Origin of the sequence: Staphylococcus sp. McC-251-APC-3A2, assembly GCF_009695665.1 — a bacterium.
In the GTDB taxonomy this organism is placed as follows: domain Bacteria; phylum Bacillota; class Bacilli; order Staphylococcales; family Staphylococcaceae; genus Staphylococcus; species Staphylococcus cohnii.
This window is the reverse complement of sequence record NZ_VUNO01000005.1, coordinates 176,822-200,587: the sequence shown is the minus strand read 5'-3', so window position 1 is coordinate 200,587 and position 23,766 is coordinate 176,822. Positions and strand designations below refer to the sequence as shown.

The 23,766-nt window shown below is 35.5% G+C and carries 8 protein-coding genes and 1 pseudogene; 4 read left to right on the top strand and 5 right to left on the bottom strand.

Going from position 1 to position 23,766, the window contains the following annotated elements; all coding sequences use genetic code 11:
* Positions 1 to 3,490 (bottom strand): Ig-like domain-containing protein (locus tag FYJ81_RS11075; protein WP_154409651.1); only part of this gene is annotated, 3,490 nt, incomplete at its 3' end.
* A 967-nt stretch (positions 3,491 to 4,457) separates the two neighbouring features.
* A pseudogene (locus FYJ81_RS13345) lies at positions 4,458 to 4,551 on the bottom strand (YSIRK-type signal peptide-containing protein); the annotation flags it as partial.
* 407 nt (positions 4,552 to 4,958) lie between these two features.
* On the opposite strand from FYJ81_RS13345, the gene FYJ81_RS11065 reads away from it, so the two are divergent.
* Positions 4,959 to 5,372 carry a DUF2871 domain-containing protein gene (locus FYJ81_RS11065; protein ID WP_154409649.1) on the top strand — a complete coding sequence of 138 codons (414 nt, stop codon included), beginning with the start codon at positions 4,959 to 4,961 and terminating at the stop codon, positions 5,370 to 5,372.
* Between the two features lie 64 nt (positions 5,373 to 5,436).
* Here the strand turns inward: FYJ81_RS11065 and FYJ81_RS11060 are convergent, their stop codons facing one another.
* Entirely contained in the window at positions 5,437 to 5,955 is a 519-nt protein-coding gene (locus FYJ81_RS11060) for a sulfite exporter TauE/SafE family protein (protein ID WP_229767959.1), read from the bottom strand.
* A 30-nt stretch (positions 5,956 to 5,985) separates the two neighbouring features.
* On the bottom strand, positions 5,986 to 6,177 hold the full coding sequence (locus FYJ81_RS13190; RefSeq protein WP_229767958.1) for a hypothetical protein: 192 nt from the start codon (positions 6,175 to 6,177) through the stop codon (positions 5,986 to 5,988).
* A 362-nt stretch (positions 6,178 to 6,539) separates the two neighbouring features.
* Here FYJ81_RS13190 and FYJ81_RS11055 point away from each other — a divergent pair, with 362 nt between their 5' ends.
* The 3 genes from FYJ81_RS11055 to FYJ81_RS11045 are packed head-to-tail and all read left to right on the top strand — an operon-like array spanning position 6,540 to position 9,119.
* Entirely contained in the window at positions 6,540 to 7,466 is a 927-nt protein-coding gene (locus tag FYJ81_RS11055) for a VOC family protein (RefSeq protein ID WP_154409648.1), read from the top strand.
* Positions 7,467 to 7,478: 12 nt separating this feature from the next.
* Entirely contained in the window at positions 7,479 to 8,540 is a 1,062-nt protein-coding gene (locus tag FYJ81_RS11050) for an LLM class flavin-dependent oxidoreductase (protein WP_154409647.1), read from the top strand.
* 12 nt (positions 8,541 to 8,552) lie between these two features.
* Positions 8,553 to 9,119, top strand: a complete 567-nt coding sequence (locus FYJ81_RS11045) for an NADPH-dependent FMN reductase (RefSeq protein WP_107386617.1) — start codon at positions 8,553 to 8,555, stop codon at positions 9,117 to 9,119.
* 114 nt (positions 9,120 to 9,233) lie between these two features.
* On the opposite strand, the gene FYJ81_RS11040 is transcribed toward FYJ81_RS11045, so the two are convergent.
* The gene (locus FYJ81_RS11040) at positions 9,234 to 23,519 is read right to left on the bottom strand and encodes a GA-like domain-containing protein (protein ID WP_154409646.1); all 14,286 of its coding nucleotides are present in this window, start codon (positions 23,517 to 23,519) and stop codon (positions 9,234 to 9,236) included.
* Positions 23,520 to 23,766 lie beyond the last annotated feature (247 nt).

Here is a 23,766-nt window from a genome sequence, read left to right as displayed (position 1 = left end):
CACCTTGGTCATTTGCTTTACTTTCTGCTGTAGTACCATCTGGGAATGTCACTGTGACTGTTGATCCTGGTTCTGCTGTGCCACCAATTGTTGTATCTTCACTTGTTACATCTTTCACTGTTGGTGCGTTTGGCGCTGTTGCATCAACTACTATTGTTGAAGCTTCTATTGATTTATTATTAGATTTATCTTGTGCTATTGCTTGAATCTCTTCGCCACCAATTAAATCAACCGTATTTGGAATATCTACGATAAAGTTACCGTGTTCATCCGCTTCTACATCAACCGTGATATTACCAGGGAATGTGATTGTAACTGTTGAATTAGGTTCTGAACTTCCCGCAATTTGTACGTCTTCACTTGATACTCTATTTACTTTAGGCGCATCCGGTGCTGTCTTATCTATAACAGTCGTTGAAGTTGGTTTTGAAATATTTCCTGTTTTATCTGTTGCTGTTACTTGTAGTTCTTCACTACCTTCTAACTTAGTACCGGACGTAATATCTATTGTGTAATTACCTTGGTCATCAGCTGTGCCTATCGCTGTAGTATTGTCTGGGAATGTCACTGTGACTGTTGATCCTGGTTCTGCTGTGCCACCAATTGTTGTATCTTCACTTGTTACATCTTTCACTGTTGGTGCTGATGGAGCTGTCGTGTCTACTACTGTTGTCGTTGCTTCTGACGATGTATTGCCATCTTTATCTGTTGCTGTTACGACAATGTCTTCTCCACCGTCTAAGTCCACATCTGATGGAATTTCGATTGTATAGTTACCTTGGTCATCAGTTGTGCCCGTTGCCGTTGTCCCATCTGGGAACGTTACTGTGACCGTTGATCCTGGCTCTGCTGTTCCACTAATATTTGTATCTTGACTAGTTACACTGTTAACCGTTGGTGGTGCTGGTGCTGTTGCATCTGTTACTGTTGTTGATCCAGCATGAGAAACATTACCTGCACTGTCTTTTGATGTAGCACTGATCGTTTCTTTACCTTGTAACTCTTCGTTTTCTGGGATAGATACAGTGAAATTTCCATCTTGATCAGCCTTGGTTTCCACAACTTCACCACTTGGGAAGGTCACACTAACTGTCGAATTTGCTTCTGCTGTGCCTTTAACCTCTGTACTTACACTTGTCACATGGCTTATTTGTGGTGCATCTGGCGCTGTTGCATCTATGACTTGAGTGCTACCTTTTTGAGAAATGTTACCTGCTTTGTCCTTCGACGTAGCTACTATCGTTTCTCCACCTTGTAATCCTTCGTTTTCTGGAATGTCTACTGTGAAATTTCCATCTTGATCTGCTACTGTATCTACAACTTCGCCACTTGGGAAAGTCACACTAACTGTTGAATTTGCTTCTGCTTGCCCATTCAATTGCTTACTATTACTATTGACATCATTTAATGTAGGAGCATCTGGTGCTGTTACGTCTGTTACTATACGTGTCGCAACAGATGATTCATTACCTGCTTTATCTGTTGCTATTGCTTTAAATACTTCTCCACCTTGCAGAGTAACACCACTTGGTATATCTACTGTATATCTACCTTGACTGTCAGTAGTTACTGAAACTTTACCACCACCTGAGAAAGCAACAGTTACTGTTGAATTAGGTTCTGCTGTACCAGTTACTTGTGTGGCTTTACTTGTTATTGGATTTATCACTGGTGCATCTGGTGCTGTCGCATCTGTTACTGTAATTTGATCTGAAACTTCACTTGTTTTTCCACCTTTGCTAGCTGTTGCAGTTAAAATAGTCCCAGCTTTCAATGGTTGATTCAATGTTAAAGAGGCTGCTGAACCATCATTAGGAATTTGAACTTTTCCAATCTCAACATTGTTATTATCTTTAACCGTAACAGTTGCACCTGCTGAACCATTAACTTTAATTACTGTATCATTGTCATCAACTGGATTAATTGATGGTGTTGGTACCTTGGAAATATCAATAACTTCAAATGTATTTACTTCATCATTTTCATAATTAGGTGAATCGATTGCGATAGTATAGGTACCCTCAGGTGATTGCGGAATAGATACCGAAAATGTACCATCAGGATTAACTATTGATGTACCAATGACTTTTCCAGTTGCATCTAACACTTTTGCAGTTTGAGTTGCTGCACCTTCTTTTAATGGAACTGACCCAGTTACAACTCTATCCTCATTTGTAATATCGGCCGCATCAGGTTTACCTACTAATGGTGAAGTTTTATAGTTGATGACTTCATCACCATCGTTTTTACCATCTCCATCTGTATCTTCGTTTTCAGGATCTGAAAGTGATACTTGTCGTTCATATCGGTCTAGTAAACCATCTTTATCATAATCTTGTAGTGCTAAAGTTGAAGTCCCTAACGTATTATTTATTAAAAGATTATTACTATCAGTTAAATAACCTGCAAAGGTAAAATCTTCTTTTTGTTTTGTTGTTTCTCGAATAAGATTACCTTCAGAATCATATTCCGCATCTTTAGTTAATATATTATTTACACTTTGATTTAACTTAATTACAATACGAACGCCTACTGTTTCAGGTAAAGTATTGTTAAACTCGATTAATTTATTTAAGTCATTACTAGTAATTGTGCCATTACCGATACTATCAAGCTGTAAATCAGCTACTTTATCTTCAGCGTGATACGTCTTGTCAAAGCCTGAAAGGCCTTTGTAGTCATACGTATGTAATTCTACTCCTTCAATATACGGCAATAAATCTTTATCTATTTGATAATTATATGACCATTGTTTTGATTTAATTTTAGAATATGAGAAGATACCATTTTTCATTATTTGTTGATCAATCAGTAACCCTCCATGTGTTCCTACAGAACCATCATATGTTGCAGAGCCACTACTTGCTTTAAATGCATTACTATTTTCTGGAGAAAGGTTATTTTCTAATTGACTTAAATCTTTGTCAGATGTAGTTAAGAAATAACCACTACTTTCAGAAGTTTTAACTATTTTATTAGAAAGTGAATCTCTAATAAACATTTGATAATTCAACTTATTATTACTTAAATCTCCAGATGCATTCAAAATGTTACCTATCGTATCATCTAACTCTATCTTACCGTTGGCCGCTGTATACTGTGATAATATTTCAGCGCCTCCAAACAAGCCATCATTTGCTCTAATGAAATTTATTTCCCAAGTATTAGTGAAATTACCGTCTTCATCTTTTAATCTTATAAATTCAACAGGGGTATTTCTACCACTAGGATTGGCAGATATTTTTGTGACATGACTCGCTATTTTCGGATCCAATTTCAAATCAATTTTATAGCGATCACCTGAATTTGAACCTGACATGTAACTATGAATATCAAAAGGTATGATATTGCTGTCTAAAGTCTTTTGTGAATCTAACTTGCCTGGATCAAAAATCAATGATGCAAATGTATAGTTGTCCATATAGCCAAGTGATTTTTCAACTTTTTCATTTTGTTCTACTGCTGCTCGTAATGCAGTTGGCGTAGCCATAGAACGCAACAAGGTACGTTTTGGAGTGGCTAACGTTTTCGTTTTATCCTGTTCATTCGAAAGTTGAATAATTGAAGCCTTTAAAATTTCAATATTTATTGCTTCATCAGTTGTATTTTTATAATCAATATCAGCGTTTTCTAAAATTGCTTTAGTGTCTTCTGTTGAAGACTATTTAAATAGTCTTCAACAGCCTTTTGTTTATTCTCTGTTTCTGACAATTGTTTTGTTAATTTTGACTGTATATGATTATTTGTTTCAGGATTTCTCGTCACTTTCGTAGTTCTTTCTTCTTCAGAGGATGGTTCACTTAATGGTTGATTATCATTTTGTCCATCTAAATTTTCTGTTCTAGTGTCTTCTTTTGTCTTATTAGAAGTGTCAGGATTTTTTTCTAATGCTTTTTCAGTTGGCGTTTCGTTACTAGATATATCTGTATCCTTTGTTGTTTCTGTTGACGTCTCAGTTGATGTTTCATCTGTTGTATCTTCAGCTTTATTTTTATCATTTGTTTGTTCATTACTTTTAGTCGTTGTTTTTTGATCCGTATTATCTTTATTCGTACTATCTTCAGCTGAACTAGAAGTATCATTGTTTACATCTTGTTTTGTTTCAGATATATCTGATGCTTCTGTTGGTTGCTTATTCAAAACCTCATTTGTAGATTCATTAGTGTTATTATATTCTTCTGTATTACCTAATGCTGCACCATTATTATCTAACTCTTTTTGATCCGGATTAAGGTCATTATCAGTTTCTTCTGTTTGCAATTCATTATTAGAATTTTCTGTCTTTTCTTCAGTAACCGAATTTTCACTACGACTTGACGTTGTGTTATTATCTTCTACACTTTTTATATCTTGCACATCAAGTGCTTCACCTTTATCTGAATCATTAGCCTTATTATCATTAGTAATTGAGTCTAATTCATCAGCTTTTACTTCGCTACTAACACCAAATACAAGTGTTGCCCCAATTAATAATGATGCTGTTCCAACTGTAAACTTTCTAATAGAGTACTTGTTTAACCTATTAGGTAAAAATCCTTGTTTGTTTTTCATCTTTTCCCACCTCAAAATAATCTTTATCACAATTTAATTCTACTCAATTAATTTGAAAAATCAAGTTATTTTTTAAAGGTAAGTTATTAATTAAAAACAATGTCACAAATCACAGTTGTTCGCAATTTTAAATATATAGTTTTTAGCATACCGCAATTAATAATTTTTCAATATTGTTAAATTTCTAAATTTAGAGGTTCTGTATTGCAATAAATTATTCCATTAAGCACGATAAAATAAATTACTTTGAATTGTAAAGTTGATTAAGTAATGGAAAGTTTTGAAGAACAAATACTACATAAGTACTTAATACCATACAAAAATAAGAAAATTTTTTAATCGTTCATATAGAGTTCATAATCTTACTTTATATTAAAATTAAACATTCATTACAGGAGGTCGTTAAAATGAAAAAATTAATGTTCAGTTCAGCATTTTATACTTTATTAGGCATGCTCAGTGGTCTATTTTATAGAGAGATGTCAAAAACAGAAAATTTTAGTGGTTATTCGCAATTAAATGTAACGCATACACATCTACTCGTATTAGGTACAATCATGTTTTTAATATTTATGGTGATAGAACACCAATTAAAACTTACTCAGCATCATACTTTATTTAATTATTTCTTTTATGTTTATCATATCGGGGTATTATTAACGGTTGCTATGCAATTTGTTAATGGTATAGCAACTATGAAAGGTTTTGAAGTGAGCCCTGCTATTGCTGGCATTTCGGGATTAGGTCATATTGCTATTTCCATTGCTTTCATTTTATTCTTCGTATTATTGAATAAAAGTATTAATGTCAATTCCAAATAATAGTAAATATAGTTAAAGGTCGAATCACGTTTCTAAAAATAGAACGCAATTCGACCTTTTGATTTTATATTAACAATAGTAAAAATCCTAAAATTGTAATAAATAAGTATATCCATTTTTCAAAATTATGATAAGTCGTGTGATTTATTAGATACTTTCCAATAATGACTGAAATAATCAAACAAGGTATGCTCAACAAAAATAAGGATACCGTTTGGCCAGTCCATATCCCTCCAGATGCTTGTCCAATCACTACAAATATCGCTGTAATTAAAAAATGTGCTTGTACCGTACTTCTAAAATCTTTAATATGCCAAGGTGACATTGTGCCATAAATTACAACTGGTACACCGTGTGAATTATACAAACTTCCTAATATACCTGAAATCATACCTGTTAGGCTCGCCCAAATATTAGATTTCAATATGATATTATATCTATTTTTAAAAAAGGTAATTTTTCCAAACGCATATACACCATAAAGTATTAAAAATAGTCCTAGCATCAATTGTATATAAGAGGTTGTAATATGCTGTAAAATCAATATGCCAATTGGAACACCTAATAAGCTCCCTAACAACATCAATAATAATACTTTAATTTTTATATTCCTCTAATCTAAAAATATATTTAAACTTGCTACCATTAGTCCAGCTAAGCCTACCAGTGAAATAGATGTATGTAAGTTTAGCCCTATCAATGTTAAAAGTGGCATGCTCACGAGTGCTTCCCCAAAACCAAAATATGTTCTGACTAAACCACCTAAAAATATAGCAATTAAAATGTAAACTAAAAATAAATCCATACTTTAACTCCTGATTTAGTTCGTCATCAATACGTGTCATATTTCTTTCACAATATTATGTTATTTATTAATATTTTTAATTAATGCTTACTGATAATAAATTTTCAGACACTATTAAAATAATTATACCAAACTTTAATTCAGATATTTAAAAATCAGACCATTCTTCATAGTTCTATCATTCATAAACTTTCAAACTTGCTTTTTTTGTAAAAAGGAAATATATTATACAAAACTAGTATATTTTTTATACCAAAGGTGTTTAATCTATACGATAATGGTTATGAGTATTGAGAAGTTTTATTGCTATTATACTGATAACACGAGCAACTGAAAAGTTTATTACGAGGAGGTATATATATATGAATATCGTTGGTCACCATCACATTTCAATGTATACAAAAAACGCTCAAAAAAATAAAGACTTTTATACTCAAGTATTAGGACTAAGGTTGGTTGAAAAATCAGTTAACCAAGATAATCCTAAAATGTATCATTTATTCTTTGGAGATGAAATTGGTTCTGCTGGCACGTTATTAAGTTTTTTTGAAATACCACTTTTAGGGAAAAATCGTCCTGGAACTGATTCTATCTATCGCTTATCATTACTTGTCCCTGATGAAAATGCTCTGAATTTTTTTAAAGAAAGACTAAATCAATTCAAAATTACATGGACATCATTAGATTATTTAAATCAGCCTGCTATTACTTTTAATGATATAGATGGTTTGGAGATTATTTTATTAGTTAATGGCAATTATCATACACCGAATGCTTGGAGAAAAAATCCGTATAGTGAGATTCCCGAGCAATACCAAATTTTAGGTATGGGCCCTGTAGAACTAAGAGTTAAAAATGCTCAAGCCACGCTCGATTTCTTAAAAAATAGCTTGTCATATACACTTAAAGAAGATGTAAACGATACTGTTATGACTTTAGATCAAAATGGATTATATACTGATTTTGTTATTGTAGAACAACAAGGTGAACGTGCTAGACCTGGTCAAGGTTATGTGCATCATATTGCTGTTAATACACCAAAAGATAGTGATTTAAATTCAATTCATAAAATAATAGAGCAACAACCTGAAAATAATTCAGGAATTATAGACAGATACTTTTTCAAATCTTTATATTATAGACAAAATCGTATTTTATACGAATTTGCTACGAATGAACCTGGATTTACGGTAGACACAAAAATAGAAGATTTGGGTAAACATTTAAATTTACCAGACTTTATGGAAGCACAACGAACAGAAATTGAAAATAATCTACATGAATTATAGAAAGGTGATTATATGGCACATTTAAAAATGAATGAAAATACTCCATTGGAATTTGGGCTCTACTCATTAGGTGATCATTTATTAAATCCGCATAATGGAGAAAAAGTGAGTTATGAGCAAAGAATTAATGAACTTATAGAAGCTAGTCAATTAGCTGAACAGGCTGGTATTGATGTATTTGGTGTCGGTGAAAGCCACCAAGAACATTTTACAACACAAGCACACACAGTAGTTTTAGGTGCCATAGCGCAAGCCACTAAAACAATAAAAATTTCCAGTTCTTCTAGTATTATAAGTGCTGCAGATCCTGTAAGAGTATTTGAAGATTTTGCTACTTTAGACTTAATTTCACATGGCCGAGCTGAAATTGTAGCAGGTCGCGCTTCACGTACAGGTATATTTGATTTATTTGGATTAGACTTGAATAATTATGACGAACTTTATGAAGAAAAACTTAATTTATTAATGGAATTAAATAAAACCGATAAAATTACTTGGTCAGGTAAATTTAGACCTGATTTAAATAACATGAAGATTTTCCCACGTCCAATTGATGACACATTACCTATTTGGCGCGCAGTTGGAGGCCCTCCCGCAAGTGCTATCAAAGCAGGTAGACAAGGTATACCAATGATGATTACAACACTCGGCGGTCCAGCAATGACCTTTAAAGAGTCCATTGAACAGTACAGACTCACTGCACAAGAAAATGGTTTTGATCATTCACCGGAATCTTTACCAGTATCAACAGCAAGTTTATTTTATACTGCTGACACAACTCAAGATGCTTTGAAAGAGTTCTACCCACATCTAAATGTTGGAATGTCATTTATTAGAGGTACAGGTTATCCAAAACAACAATTTGCAAAAGCTCCTGATTATAGAGATGCTTTAATGGTTGGTAGTCCACAACAAATCATCGAAAAAATTCTGTATCAACATGAATTATACAATCACCAACGATTTATGGCTCAAATTGATTTTGGCGGTGTTCCGTTTAATAAAATTATGAAGAATATAGAACTTATAGGTAATGAAATTATTCCAGCTGTAAAAAAACATTTAAGAAAGTAGGTCAATGATACTATGAATATTGTATTACTATCTGGCTCTAGCGTTGGTTCAAAAACACGTACTGCCATGACTTATTTGAATCAAGCACTTAATAATCAAGATGATACGCATCATGTTAATTTTATAGATTTAAAAGAGTTAGAATTGGTGTTTAGTGATGGAAGAAATTATTTAGATTACAGTGGCGATACGTTATATCTTACTCAAACTTTGATGAATGCTGATGTCATTTTCATCGGATTTCCTATCTTCCAAGCTTCCATTCCAGGTACATTGAAAAATGTATTTGACTTACTACCAGTTAATGCATTTAAAGATAAAATCGTAAGTATAGTTGCAACTGCTGGATCACCAAAACATTATCTCATCCCTGAAACACAACTAAAACCGATATTAGGTTATATGAAGGCACATATTATGCAAGCTTATGTATTTATAGAAGAACGTGACTTTTCAAATGGTGAGATTGTAAATGATGACATTTTATTTAGATTAGATGACTTAGTTTTATCTACATTACGCACTTCAAAAGCATATACACAAGTTTTGAAGGAAGAAGAAAATCAATATGACTTCTAAATCGTTACTATCAATATATTAAATTTCATTAAAAAAAGCACTTTGGATATTAGACTTTTAATCTAATCATTCCAAAGTGCTTATAAATTCAATGAAACTTTTAAAGTTTCAAACTTAATGTTCTATGTTTTTATCACTTGTTAAATATCTTCTATAAACGATCATTAATCCTAAAATTCCAAATAGAATTTCGAATGCATAAGGGTTCTTTTTGTCTAATCCAGTATACGGTAAATTCATATTGAAGTTATTTTCTTTATTTGGATTTTCAAATGATTTTTTATTTAATACTTCAAGGTTGTGACGATTATTTTGAACATTAAATTGACTTAAATCTATGCCTAGCGATTTGCTATTTATAGTCGCTTGTTCGTCATTATCAAAATGACTTGTATTATGCTTATCTTTTACTTGCTCCGTGTCCAATGCCTGTTTCTTACCTAATATACTATTATTATCTTTATCATTTACTTTTGTTACTGATGTGATGTTATCTAATTTAGTCTGTAATCCATCAATATTTGCTGTACCGCTTGGTAAGTTACTTATTTTTTCTTTTGCAATTCGTCTTATTGAATCCAATTTTTCTATGAGTTTGTCTAAATCAGCTTGCTCACTAGGAGTAATCAGACCATCTTTTCTAATCTCTTTTATCTTATTAATGATTTTTGTTTGTGCTGCTTTAGCGTCTGCAATTGCTTTTTTGGCCTCTGAAACTTGTTTTGTATCTAAGACACCATTACTATCTGCGTCGTTCACTTTTGGTGATGTTACAGATGTAATTTGTTCTAGTTTTCTTTGTAACTCTGCTTTTCCTGCTGTGCCATTCGGTACTTGGGCTAGATTACTTTTCGCTGCTTGTTTTTCTTTATCTAATTTTTGAATCAACTTATCGATTTCTGCTTTCTCTTTTGGATTTACTAAGCCATCTGATGTAATATCGGCCAGTTTATTATCTACTGCTGCTTTTGTTGATTCTACTGCTTTGATTGCTTTGCTTATTTTTGAGACTTGTTTTGTATCTTGTACACCATTACTATCTGCGTCGTTCACTTCTGGCGATGTTACAGATACGATTTCGTCTAATCTTCTTTGTAATTCTGCTTTATCTGCTGTGCCATTCGGTACTTGGGCTAGCTTATCTTTCGCTGCTTGTTTTTCATTATCTAATTTTTGAATCAACTTATCGATTTCTGCCTTTTCTTTTGGATTTACTAAGCCATCTGATGTAATATCGGCCAACTTAGTATCCACTGCTGTTTTTGCTGATTCTGCTGCTTTGATTGCTTTATTTACCTCTGAGACTTGTTTTGTATCTTGTACACCATTACTATCTGCGTCGTTCACTTTTGGTGATGTTACAGATGTAATTTGGTCTAGTTTTCTTTGTAACTCTGCTTTTCCTGCTGTGCCGTTCGGTACTTGGGCTAGCTTATCTTTCGCTGCTTGTTTTTCTTTATCTAATTTTTGAATCAACTTATCGATTTCTGCCTTTTCTTTTGGATTTACTAAGCCATCTGATGTAATATCGGCCAACTTAGTATCCACTGCTGCTTTTGTTGATTCGGCTGCTTTGATTACTTTTTCTGCCTCTGATAATTGTTGTGTATCTAACACACCGTTACTATCTACATCGTTCACTTCTGGCGATGTTACAGATGTAATTTGATTCAATCTTGCTTGTAACTCTGCTTTACCTGCTATGATATTCGGTACACTATCTAGTTTCTCTTTCGCTGTTTGTTTTGCAGTTTCTAATGATTGAACTAACGCGTCTACTTCAGCTTTTTCATGCGGTGTCACTAATCCATCAGATGTAATTTCAGTCAGTTTAGTATCTACTGCAGTTTTTGCTTGCTCGGCATTTATCACTGCTTCAGTCGCTTCGGATAATTGTTCTGTATCTAACACACCATTACTATCCGCATCATTTATCTCTGGTGACGTTACGGAAGTGATATTGTCTAATCTTCGTTGTAACGCATCTTTACCTGTTGTGCTGTCCGGTACAGTATTCAGTTTATCTTTTGCTGCTTGTTTTATTACTTTCAGTCCCAAGATTAGTCTATCGATTTCCGCTTTTTCACCCGGAGTCACTAAACCATCGGATGTGATTTCAGAAAGCTTTGTATCCAATGTTCCTTTTACTTGTTCCACATTCTCTATTATATGAGATGCTATTAATAATTGCTCAGTATCTAATACTCCATTACTATCCACATCATTTACTTCCGGTGATATTACGGATGAGATGCTATCTAGTCTTGTTTGTAAAGTAGCTTTTCCTTCAGTGCCATCCGGTACACTATCTAATTTTTCTTTCGCTGTTTGTTTTGCAGTCTCTAAAGTTTGAATTAACGCATCTACTGCGGATTTTTCATCCGGTGTTACCAAACCATCAGCTGTAACTTCAGTCAGTTTATTATCTACTGCTGTTTTCGCTTGCTCGGCATTTATCACTGCTTGAGTTGCTTCTGACAATTGTACTGTATCTAAGACTCCGTTACTATCTGCATCATTTACTTCTGGTGATACTACGGATGGTATTTGGTCTAATCTTCTTTGCAACACATCTTTATCTGCTGTTCCGTCTTGTACCTTATCTAATTTTTCTTTTGCTACTTGTTTTGCAGTATCTAATGTTTGAATTAACGCATCTACTGCGGCTTTTTCATCTGGAGTCACTAAGCCATTAGATGTGACCTCGGCCAACTTAGTATCTATCGCTGCTTTTGCTTGTTCCGCATCCTCTATTGCCTTGCCTGTTTCTGAAATTTGTTGGCTATCTACATTACCGTCACTATCTACATCATTCACTTCTGGTGATACTACGGATGCAATTTGATCTAATCTATTTTGTAACTCTATTTTACCTGCTGTGCTATTCGGTACACTGTCTAATTTCTCTTTCGCTTCTTGTTTCGCTGTTTCTAATGCTTGGATTAATTGATCTACTGCGGATTTTTCTTCTAGTGTTACTAAACCATCGGATGTTACATCTGTCACTTTTGTATCCACTGCCGTTTTTGCCTGTTCGGCATTCACTACTGCTCGCATTGCTTCGGACAGTTGATCAATATCTAAGACACCGTTACTATCTGCGTCTGTTACTGTTGGTGAAACTGCTGATGTGATTTGATTCAACCTTGTTTGTAATGCATCTTTTCCAGTTGTACTATTCGGCACACTATCTAGCTTGTCTTTTGCTATTTCTTTCGCAGTTTCTAATGTTTGAATTAACGCATCTACTGCGGCTTTTTCGTCTGGAGTTACTAAGCCATTAGATGTGATCTCGGCCAACTTAGTATCTACCCCTGCTTTTGCTTGTTCAGCATCCTCTATTGCTTGAGTTGCTTCAGACAATTGATCTGTGTCCAAGACTCCGTTACGATCTGCATCATTTACTTCTGGTGATGTTACAGATGTGATGTTGTCTAATTTTCGTTGTAACTCTGCTTTGCCTTCTGTGTTGTTCGGTATATTATCTAGTTTCTTTTTCGCTTCTTGTTTCACTGTCTCTAATGTTTGAATTAACGCATCTATTTCGGCTTTTTCATCCGGTGTTACCAAACCATCTGCTGTGATCTCAGTCAATTTAGTATCTACTGCTGCTTTTGCTTGTTCAGCATCCTCTATTGCCTTGCCTGTTTCTGAAATTTGTTGGCTATCTATGTTACCGTCACTATCTACATCATTCACTTCTGGTGATACTACGGATGGGATTTGATTCAATCTATTTTGTAACTCTGCTTTACCTTCTGTGTTGTTCGGTACACTATCTAGTTTCTCTTGCGCTGTTTGTTTCGCAGTTTCTAATGTTTGAATTAACGCATCTACGTCTGCTTTTTCATTTGGAGTTACTAGACCATCTGCTATAACTTCTGCCCCTTTTGTATCCACTGCTGTTTTCGCTTGTTCCGCATTCACTACTGCTTGCTCTGCTTCTGACAATTGGTCTGTATCTAACACTCCATTACCATCCGCATCATTTACTTCTGGTGACGTTACAGATGTGATGTTATCTAGTTTCGTTTGTAGATCGTCTTTTCCTGCAGTACCGTTTGGTACACTATCTAACTTTTCTTGCGCTGTTTGTTTTGCGCTTTCTAATGTTTGGATTAACGCGTCTACTTCAGCTTTTTCTTCTGGAGTTACTAATCCGTCCGATGTTACATCTGCTAATTTACTATCTACTGAAGCTTTCGCTTGTTCTGCATTCATCACAGCTTGAGTTGCTCCAGACAATTGATCAGTATCTAATACACCATTACTATCCGCATCATTCACCTCTGGTGATGTTACAGATGTGATATTATCTAATCTTGTTTGTAGATCGTCTTTTCCTGCGGTACCATTCGGGACATTATTGAGTTTCTCTTGTGCCGTTTGTTTCGCACTTTCTAATGCTTGGATTAAAGCATCTACTTCGGATTTTTCATCCGATGTCACTAATCCATCTGCTGTAATCTCAGTTAATTTCGTATCCACTGCTGTTTTTGCTTGTTCAGCATTTGTCACTGCTTGGTCTGCTTCTGATAACTGTTCCGTATCCAAGACTCCGTTACTATCCGCGTCGTTCACCTCTGGTGATGTTACTGATGCGATATTATCCAGTCTTGTTTGTAAATCAGTCTTACCTGGGGTACTAGACGGTACGCTATTTACCTTCTCTTGTGCCGTTTGTTTCGCACTTTCTAATGCTTGAATCAATGCATCTACTTCGGCTCTTTCATCTGGTGTTACTAGACCATCTACTGTAACTTCTGCTAATTTACTATCTACTACCGTTTTTGCTTGTTCAGCACTCGCTGCTGCTTGTGATGCTTCGGATAATTGATCTGTATCTAACACACCATTACTATCTGCATCATTTATTTCTGGTGATGTTGCAGATATAATATTATCCAATCTTCTTTGTAGCGCATCTTTTCCTGTAGTACCACTCGGTACACTATTGACCTTTTCTTGTGCTGTTTGTTTTGCAGCTTCTAATGCTTGGATTAACGCATCTACTTCGGATTTTTCATCTGGAGTTACTAATCCGTCTGATGTTACATCTGTTAATTTCGTATCTACTGAAGTTTTCGCTTGTTCCGCATTCATCACAGCTTGAGTTGCTTCAGACAATTGATCTGTATCTAAGACTCCGTTACTATCCGCATCATTTACTTCTGGCGATGTTACAGATGTGATGTTGTCCAATCTTGTTTTTAAATCATTCTTACCTGCGGTACTATTTGGTACATTATCTAACTTTTCTTTCGCTGTTTGTTTTGCGGCTTCTAATGCTTGGATTAACTCATCTACTTCTGCTTTTTCATCTGGAGTTACTAATCCGTCTGATGTTACATCTGTTAATTTCGTATCTACTGCTGTTTTTGCTAGTTCCGCGTTTGTCACTGCTTCAGTTGCTTCTGATAACTGTTCTGTATCTAGTACACCATTGCTATCTGCATCATTTACTTCTGGTGACGTTACGGATGTGATGTTATTTAATCTTATTTGTAACTCTGTTTTGCCTGTGGTACCGTTTGGTACACTATCTACTTTCTCTTTTGCTAATTGTTTCGCACTTTCTAATGCTTGGATTAACGCATCTACTTCGGATTTTTCATCTAGTGTCACTAAACCATCTGCATTTATATCAGTCAATTTTGTATCCACTGCCGTTTTTGCTTGTTCCGCACTCGCTACTGCTTGCTCTGCCTCTGACAATTGTTCTGTATCTAAGACTCCGTTACCATCCGCATCGTTTACTTCTGGTAATGTTGTAGATGCGATGTTGTCCAATCTTGTTTGTAAATCAGTCTTGCCTACGGTACCATTTGGTACATTATCTAGTTTCTCTTTTGCTGTTTGTTTCGCTGTCTCTAATGTTTGAATTAACAATTCTACTTCGGATTTTTCATCTGGTGTTATTAGACCATCCGACGTTACATCTGTTACCTTATTGTCCACTGCTGTTTTTGCTTGTTCAGCATTCGCTACTGCTTGCGATGCTTCGGATAATTGATCAGTATCTAAGACTCCGTTACTATCCACATCATTTATTTCCGGTGACGTTACAGATGTGATGTTATTCAATCTTGTTTGTAACTCATCTTTTCCTGCTGTTCCGTCTGGTGTTTTATCTAATTTCTCTTTTGCCGTTTGTTTCGCAGCTACTAATGTTTGAATTAACGCTTCTACTTCTGCTTTTTCTTCAGGAGTTATTAGTCCATCCGCTGTAACTTCTGTCACTTTTGATTTTATTGCTGCTTTTGCTTGTTCAGCGTTCGACACTGCTGCAGATGCTTCTGACAATTGGTCTGTATCTAACACGCCATTACTATCTACATCTGTTACTTCCGGTGACGTTACGGATGCGATATTATTCAATCTTGTTTCCAGCTCAGTTTTACCTACTGTGCCATTCGGTACACTATCTAATTTTTCTTTAGCCGTTTGTTTCGCACTTTCTAATGCTTGAATTAATTGATCTACTACGTCTTTTTCATCTGGTGTTACCAAAGCATCTGATGTAACTTCTGCCAGTTTCGTATCTACTGTTCTTTTTGCTTGTTCAGCATTTGAAACTGCTTGAGTTGCTTCTGACAATTGGTCTGTATCTAACACACCGTTATTATCTGCGTCATTCACTTCCGGTGACATTACAGATGTTATATTATCTAATCTTGTTTTCAACTCGTCTTTTCCTGTTGTACCATTTGGTACACTATCTAATTTTTCTTTCGCTTCTTGTTTTGCAGTTTCCAATGTTTGAATTAATGCATCCACTTTAGCCTTATCGTCTGGCGTCACTAGACCATCTGATGTAATTTCTGTCAGTTTCGTATCCACTGCCGTTTTTGCTTGTTCAGCATTTGACACTGCTTGGTCTGCCTCGGACAATTGCTCTGTATCTAAAACACCATTACTATCCGCATCATTTACTTCCGGTGATACTACGGATACGATATTATTCAATCTTGTTTCCAGCTCAGTTTTACCTACTGTGCCATTTGGTACACTATCTAATTTTTCTTTTGCTGTTTGTTTCGCAGTGTCTAATGCTTGGATTAATTGGTCCACTGCCGATTTTTCATCTGGTGTTACTAAACCATCCGCTATAACTTCTGATAATTTGGTATCTACTGTTCTTTTTGCTTGTTCTGCATTCGCCACTGCTTGACTTGCTTCGGACAATTGGTCTGTATCTAACACGCCATTGCTATCTGCATCGTTCACTTCTGGTGATACAACTGAGGCGATATTATTGAATCTCATTTTTAAGTCAGTCTTACCTGCTGTTCCGTTTGGTACACTATCTAGCTTTTCTTTCGCTTCTTGTTTCGCAGTGTCTAATGCTTGGATTAGTTGATCTACTGACGCTTTTTCATCCGGCGTTACTAAACCATCTGCTGTTACTTCTGCCACTTTTGTATCCACTGCCGTTTTTGCTTGTTCTGCATTCGCCACTGCTTGCTCTGCCTCTGACAATTGGTCTGTGTCTAACACGCCATTGCTGTCTGTATCGTTTACTTCTGGAGATGTTGCTGATGCGATATTATTCAATCTCGTTTGTAAGTCAGTCTTACCTGCAGTACTATTTGGTACACCATCTAGCTTTTCTTTCGCTGCTTGTTTTGCAGTTTCTAAAGTTTGAATCAATTGGTCTACTGCGGCTTTTTCATCTGGTGTTACTAAACCATCTGATGTTACATCCGCTAATTTATTATCTACTGCTGTTTTTGCTTGTTCCACACTCGCTACTGCTTGCTCTGCCTCTGACAATTGGTCTGTGTCTAACACGCCATTGCTATCTGCATCGTTCACTTCTGGTGATACAACTGAGGCGATATTATCCAATCTTGTTTGTAAATCATCTTTTCCTGCTGTACCATTTGGTACACTATCTAATTTTTCTTTAGCCGTTTGCTTCGCAGTTTCTAATGTTTGAATTAACACATCTACCTCAACCTTTTCATTCGGTGTTACTAATCCGTCAGATGTTACATCTGCTAACTTAGTATCTACTGCTGTTTTTGCTTGTTCTACATTTGTCACTGCTTGAGTTGCTTCAGACAATTGGTCGATGTCTAAGACTCCATTACCATCTGCATCGTTTACTTCTGGAGTTGTTGCTGATGCGATGTTATCCAATCTTGCTTGTAGTCCGTCTTTTCCAGCGGTACTATTTGGTACACCAGCTAGCTTTTCTTGCGCTGTTTGTTTCGCAGCTTCTAATGTTTGAATTAAAGCGTCTACCGCTGCTTTTTCATCTGGAGTAACTAAGCCATCCGCTGTAACTTCTGTCACTTTTGATTCTACTGCTACTTTTGCTTGTTCCGCATTTGACACTGCTTGGTCTGCCTCGGACAATTGATCAGTATCTAACACGCCGTTACTATCTGCGTCGTTCACTTCTGGTGATACAACTGAGGCGATGTTATTGAATCTCGTTTGTAAGTCAGTCTTTCCTGCGGTACTATTTGGCACACTATCTACTTTCTCTTTCGCTAATTGTTTCGCACTTTCTAATACTTGAATTAATTGATCTACTTCGGATTTTTCATCAGGAGTCACTAGGCCATCAGCTGTAATTTCTGTCACTTTTGTATCCACTGCTGTTTTTGCTTGTTCTGCATTCGCCACTGCTTGTTCTGCTTCTGACAATTGGTCTGTATCTAACACACCATTACTATCTGCATCATTTACTTCTGGAGATGTTACTGATGCAATATTATCCAGTCTTGTTTGTAACGCGTCTTTTCCTGAGGTACTGTTTGGTACATTATCTACTTTCTCTTTTGCTAATTGTTTCGCACTTTCTAATGCTTGAATTAACTGATCTACTGCGGATTTTTCATCTGGTGTTACTAAACCATCCGCTGTAACTTCTGCCAGTTTCGTATCCACTACCATTTTTGCTTGCTCAGCGTTTGCTACCGCTTGCTCTGCCTCTGACAATTGGTCAGTATCTAAGACACCATTACCATCCGCATCATTTACTTCTGGTGATACAACTGAAGCGATATTATCCAATCTTGTTTGTAACTCATCTTTTCCTGCTGTACCATTTGGTACACTATCTAATTTTTCTTTCGCTTCTTGTTTAGCAGTTTCTAATGTTTGAATTAATTGGTCTACTGCAGCTTTTTCATCTGGTGTTACTAAACCATCTGATGTGACTTCTGCCAGTTTCGTATCTACTGTTCTTTTTGCTTGTTCCGCATTTGACACTGCTTGCTCTGCCTCTGACAATTGGTCTGTGTCTAACACGCCATTTCTGTCTGCATCGTTTACTTCTGGAGATGTTGCTGATGCGATATTATTCAATCTCGTTTGTAAGTCAATCTTACCTGCGGTACTATTTGGTACACCATCTAGCTTTTCTTTCGCTGCTTGTTTCGCACTTTCTAATGCTTGAATTAATTGATCTACTACGGCTTTTTCATCTGGTGTTATTAGTCCATCCGCTGTGATTTCTGCCAGTTTCGTATCCACTGATGTTTTCGCTTGTTCCGCATTTGACACTGCTTGAGTTGCTTCTGACAATTGGTCAATATCTAACACACCGTTATTATCTGCGTCATTCACTTCCGGTGACATTACAGATGTTATATTATCTAATCTTGTTTTAAGCTCGTCTTTTCCTGCTGTACCATTTGGTACACTATCTAATTTTTCTTTCGCTTCTTGTTTAGCAGTTTCTAATGCTTGGATTAACACATCTACTTCGGATTTTTCATCAGGAGTCACTAGGCCATCTGATGTTACATCCGCTAATTTATTATCAACTGTTGTTTTTGTTTGTTCCGCGTTCGACACTGCTGCAGATACTTCTGACAATTGTTCTGTATCTAAGACTCCGTTACTATCAGCATCGTTCACTTCCGGTGATGTTACGGATGTGATGTTATCCAATCTTCTTTGTAGCTCATCTTTACCTGTGGTACTAGACGGTACGCTATCTAACTTCTCTTTTGCTGTTTGTTTCGCAGCTACTAATGTTTGAATTAAAGCGTCTACCGCTGCTTTTTCATCTGGAGTTACTAAACCATCCGCTGTAATTTCTGTCACTTTTGTATCCACTGCTGTTTTTGCCTGTTCCGCATTCGCTACTGCTTGTGATGCTTCAGATAACTGATCTATATCCAAGACTCCATTACTATCTGCATCATTTACTTCTGGAGATGTTACTGGTGCAATATTGTCCAATCTTGTTTGTAACGCGTCTTTTCCTACAGTGCCCCTTGGTACACTATCTAGCTTTTCTTTCGCTGCTTGTTTTGCAGTTTCTAATGCTTGAATTAATTGGTCCACTGCCGATTTTTCATCTGGAGTTACTAGACCATCGGATGTTACATCTGCTAATTTATTATCTACCGCTGTTTTCGCTTGTTCAGCATTCACTACTGCTTGACTTGCTTCGGACAATTGGTCAGTATCTAAGACCCCATTACCATCTACATCATTCACCTCTGGGGAAGTTACAGATGCAATATTATCCAATCTTGTTTTCAGCTCAGTTTTACCTACTGTGCCATTTGGTACATTATCTAACTTCTCTTTCGCTGTTTGTTTTGCAGTTTCTAATGTTTGAATTAACGCGTCTACTTCGGATTTTTCATTCGGAGTTACTAGACCATCCGCTGTGATTTCTGCCAGTTTCGTATCTACTGCGCTTTTTGTCTGTTCAGCATTTGTCACTGATTTTTCTGCTTCAGATAATTGTTCAGTATCTAACACTCCGTTACTATCTGCATCATTTACTTCTGGAGATGTTACTGGTGCGATATTATCCAGTCTTGTTTGTAACGCGTCTTTTCCTGCGGTACTAGACGGTACACTATCTAACTTCTCTTTTGCTGTTTGTTTCGCAGTTTCTAACGCTTGGATTAACGCATCTACTTCGGCTTTTTCATCTGCTGTTATTAATCCGTCAGTTGTTACATTTGCTAACTTGGTATCTACTGTTCTTTTTGCTTGTTCCGCATTTGACACTGCTTGCTCTGCCTCTGACAATTGTTCTGTATCTAAGACACCGTTACTATCTGCATCATTCACCTCTGGCGATACAACTGATGCGATGTTATTGAATCTCGTTTGTAAGTCAGTCTTACCTACGGTACTATTTGGTACACTATCTAGTTTTTCTTGCGCTGCTTGTTTCGCAGTGTCTAATGCTTGGATTAACACATCTACTTCGGATTTTTCATCAGGAGTCACTAGGCCATCTGATGTTACATCCGCTAATTTATTATCTACTGCGACTTTTGCTTGCTCAACATTTGTCACTGCTTGCTCTGCCTCTGACAATTGATCAGTATCTAACATACCATTACTATCTGCATCGTTCACTTCCGGTGATGTTACGGATGTGATGTTATCCAATCTTATTTGCAAATCACCTTTACCCGCGGTGCCGTTTGGTACACTATCTAATTTCTCTTTCGCTGTTTGTTTTGCTGTCTCTAATGCTTGTGTTAATTGATCCACTGCCACTTTTTCTTCCGGTGTTACTAATCCATCCGCTATTATTTCAGTTAATTTTGTGTCTACTGCCGTTTTCGCTTGCTCAGCGTTTGTCACTGCTTGCTCTGCCTCTGACAATTGTTCTGTATCTAATACACCATTACTATCTGCATCATTCACCTCTGGTGATACAACTGATGCGATATTACCCGATCTTGTTTGTAACTCGTCTTTTCCTGCTGTACCATTTGGTACACTATCTAATTTTTCTTTCGCTTCTTGTTTAGCAGTTACTAATGCTTGAATCAATTGGTCTACTTCGGATTTTTCATCCGGTGTCACTAAACCATCTGATGTTACATCTGCTAATTTATTATCTACCGCTGTTTTTGCTTGTTCAGCATTCACTACTGCTTGCTCTGCCTCGGACAATTGCTCGGTATCTAACACACCGTTACTATCCGCGTCGTTCACTTCTGGTGATGTTACAGATGTAATATTATCTAGTCTCGTTTGTAACTCTGTCTTGCCTGCGGTACTAGACGGTACACTATCTAACATCTCTTTTGCTGTTTGTTTCGCAGTTTCTAAAGTTTGAATTAACGCATCTACTGCTGTTTTTTCATCTGGAGTAACTAAGCCATCCGCTGTAATTTCTGTCACTTTTGTATCTACTGCTGTTTTTGCTTGTTCAGCGTTCGACACTGCTGCAGATGCTTCTGACAATTGTTCTGTATCTAACACACCGTTACTATCCACGTCGTTCACTTCTGGTGACGTTACAGATGTGATATTATTTAACCTTGTTTGTAAATCAGTCTTACCTGCTATAATATCTGCTACATTATCTAATTTTTCTTTCGCTGTTTGTTTCGCAGCTTCTAATGTTTGAATCAACTTATCTACTGCTGCTTTTTCGTTCGGTGTCACTAAACTGTCTGAATTAACCTCAGTAAGTTTTGTATCAACTGCAGCTTTGGCTTGCTCGGCATTCGCTACTGCTTGAGATGCTTCTGATAATTGTTCTGCATCTAAGACTCCGTTACTATCTGCATCGTTCACTTCTGGTGATGTTACTGGTGTAATATCATTTATTCTTTTCCGTAATACATCTTTATTTGTGATTCCGTCCGGTAGAGCGTTTAACATTTGCATTGCTGATGATTTGGCTTTTTCAATATCTACATTCATTTTATCAATCTCAGCTTTTTCAGTTGATGTCACTAATTGATCTCGAGTTACCTCGACTAGTTTTGTTTCAGCTTGTTGTTTTAATTGTGTTGCTGCTTCTATAGCATCTTCTACTTTTCTTATTTTTGCTTTTTTTAAAGCTTCATTTATTGTATCTGCTACTTCTTGAATATTAACAGCTTTGTTAGTAATATTTACGCCCCTTAACACATTTGGATCTAAAGTATCACTTAGAATATAACCAAATAATTTGTCTTTATTTACATCAATATATTGGTTGGCATCAAATGAAATGTAAAATTTAACTGTGCCTCCTGAACCGCCACCTCTATCTGGATCTCCATTTCTACCACTGTCTGGACGTGTATATGAATAATAACCTAAATGATCTTGTTGCAGAATAATTCTTTGTCTGCCTTCATAAACTGCTATAACTTTTTTTATTTTTTTATTGAGACTATCATTAGGTCTTATTGCATAATTTTCAAATCTGTATGTCCCTCTACCTTTTTCTTTTGACAATTCCATTGTTGCAATTAACGCGTCGCCATCATGTAACACTTCGTCTTTTACGATACCAAAATCATTTTTAGTTACATCATTTTGATTTGTAAACGTATAAATACCTTGATAATTCGGATTATCACGATTAACAGTTAAGTTTTTCATTTTATATAGTAGTTCGTTTATATTTTTAGCTTGGTTCGCTGTAAGTTTTCTATTTCCAGCTACAGAATAATCTCTATTAAAAATTCTGTCATAAGCAGATTTATTATTTTTTAATGAAGTTTGTCTAATAATATTTCTCAGAAATAGTTTTCTTTCTTCTTCGGTTAATTCTGTTCTATTTTTTTCTACTTCATTAAATGCTGTTGTAATATTATCTCCCGCTCTTAGAGAATTATAAGATAATCTAGGCCCAAAATAATGATAATTATTGTGTGTTCCATTATAGTATCGATTTCTATCGATACTTCTGACTACTCTAGTTTTTGGAATATATTGCTTTTCTGGTTGTCTGTCATTTTTGAGATTTTTTTCATTCGTACTCAAACTTTTTTCTGCTTCGTTTTTCTCTAAATTATTGTTTAACTCTTCAACTTTCACTTCAGTAACTCTATTTTCCATAGAAGTCAAATTTTGATTGATTTGTCTTTCGTTTTCGTTTAATTTTGATTCACTTTTTATTGCAGTATCCGTTTTTCTGAGCTTTTCGGTACCCGTTGGTATTATATCTGTATCTGTTTTTTCAGTATCTAATGATTTTATTTCTTCATCATTTTTAATAGTTTCAGGTGTTTTTTCTTGTTTATCTTTTTGTTTATCTGATTCTTTTACATCTGAATGCTCTGGTTGTTCTTTATTTTCAACAATAGCATTGGCATTGGATTCTGATTGTTGCTGAGTTATATTAGTGCTATCCTGAATTAATTTTGTATCTTTCGAAATACTTTCTTTTTCTATTTCTTTATTTTCAATTTCAGCTTGAGTTGGTTGCTGTATCGTGTCATTATTTTTTTCTTTTTCTAGTATATTATCAAAATTTGAATCATTTTTTGTATTCTCTATATCTACTTTAGGAGGTATTTCTTTTACTTCTTGTTGTTCTTTTTGTAAAGTATCAGCTTGGGCTTCTTCGCTGTGGTTAAAAACTAAAAAACTACCTAAAAGCACTGAAGCAGTTCCAACCGTAAATTTACGTATGGAATATCGATTGTTTTTCCTAGCCATATACTCTTTAAATATCCTCATTGTTATCTAACTCTCCTTTTCGATAGTAAAATCATTTTTGATATTATTAAATTTAATGCAATTTATCCTTCTTTAATCATTATAATTTTAAATTTAATACCCAACACTACTTATAATGCGTCAGTAAAAAATTTGAATTTTTAAGTAAAATAGTGAGATTAATACGTTTTACCATCAAAAATGATTGTTAATAAACATAAAAAAGACACATAAAAACAGCAGTTTTTATGTGTCTTTTATTAGTTAT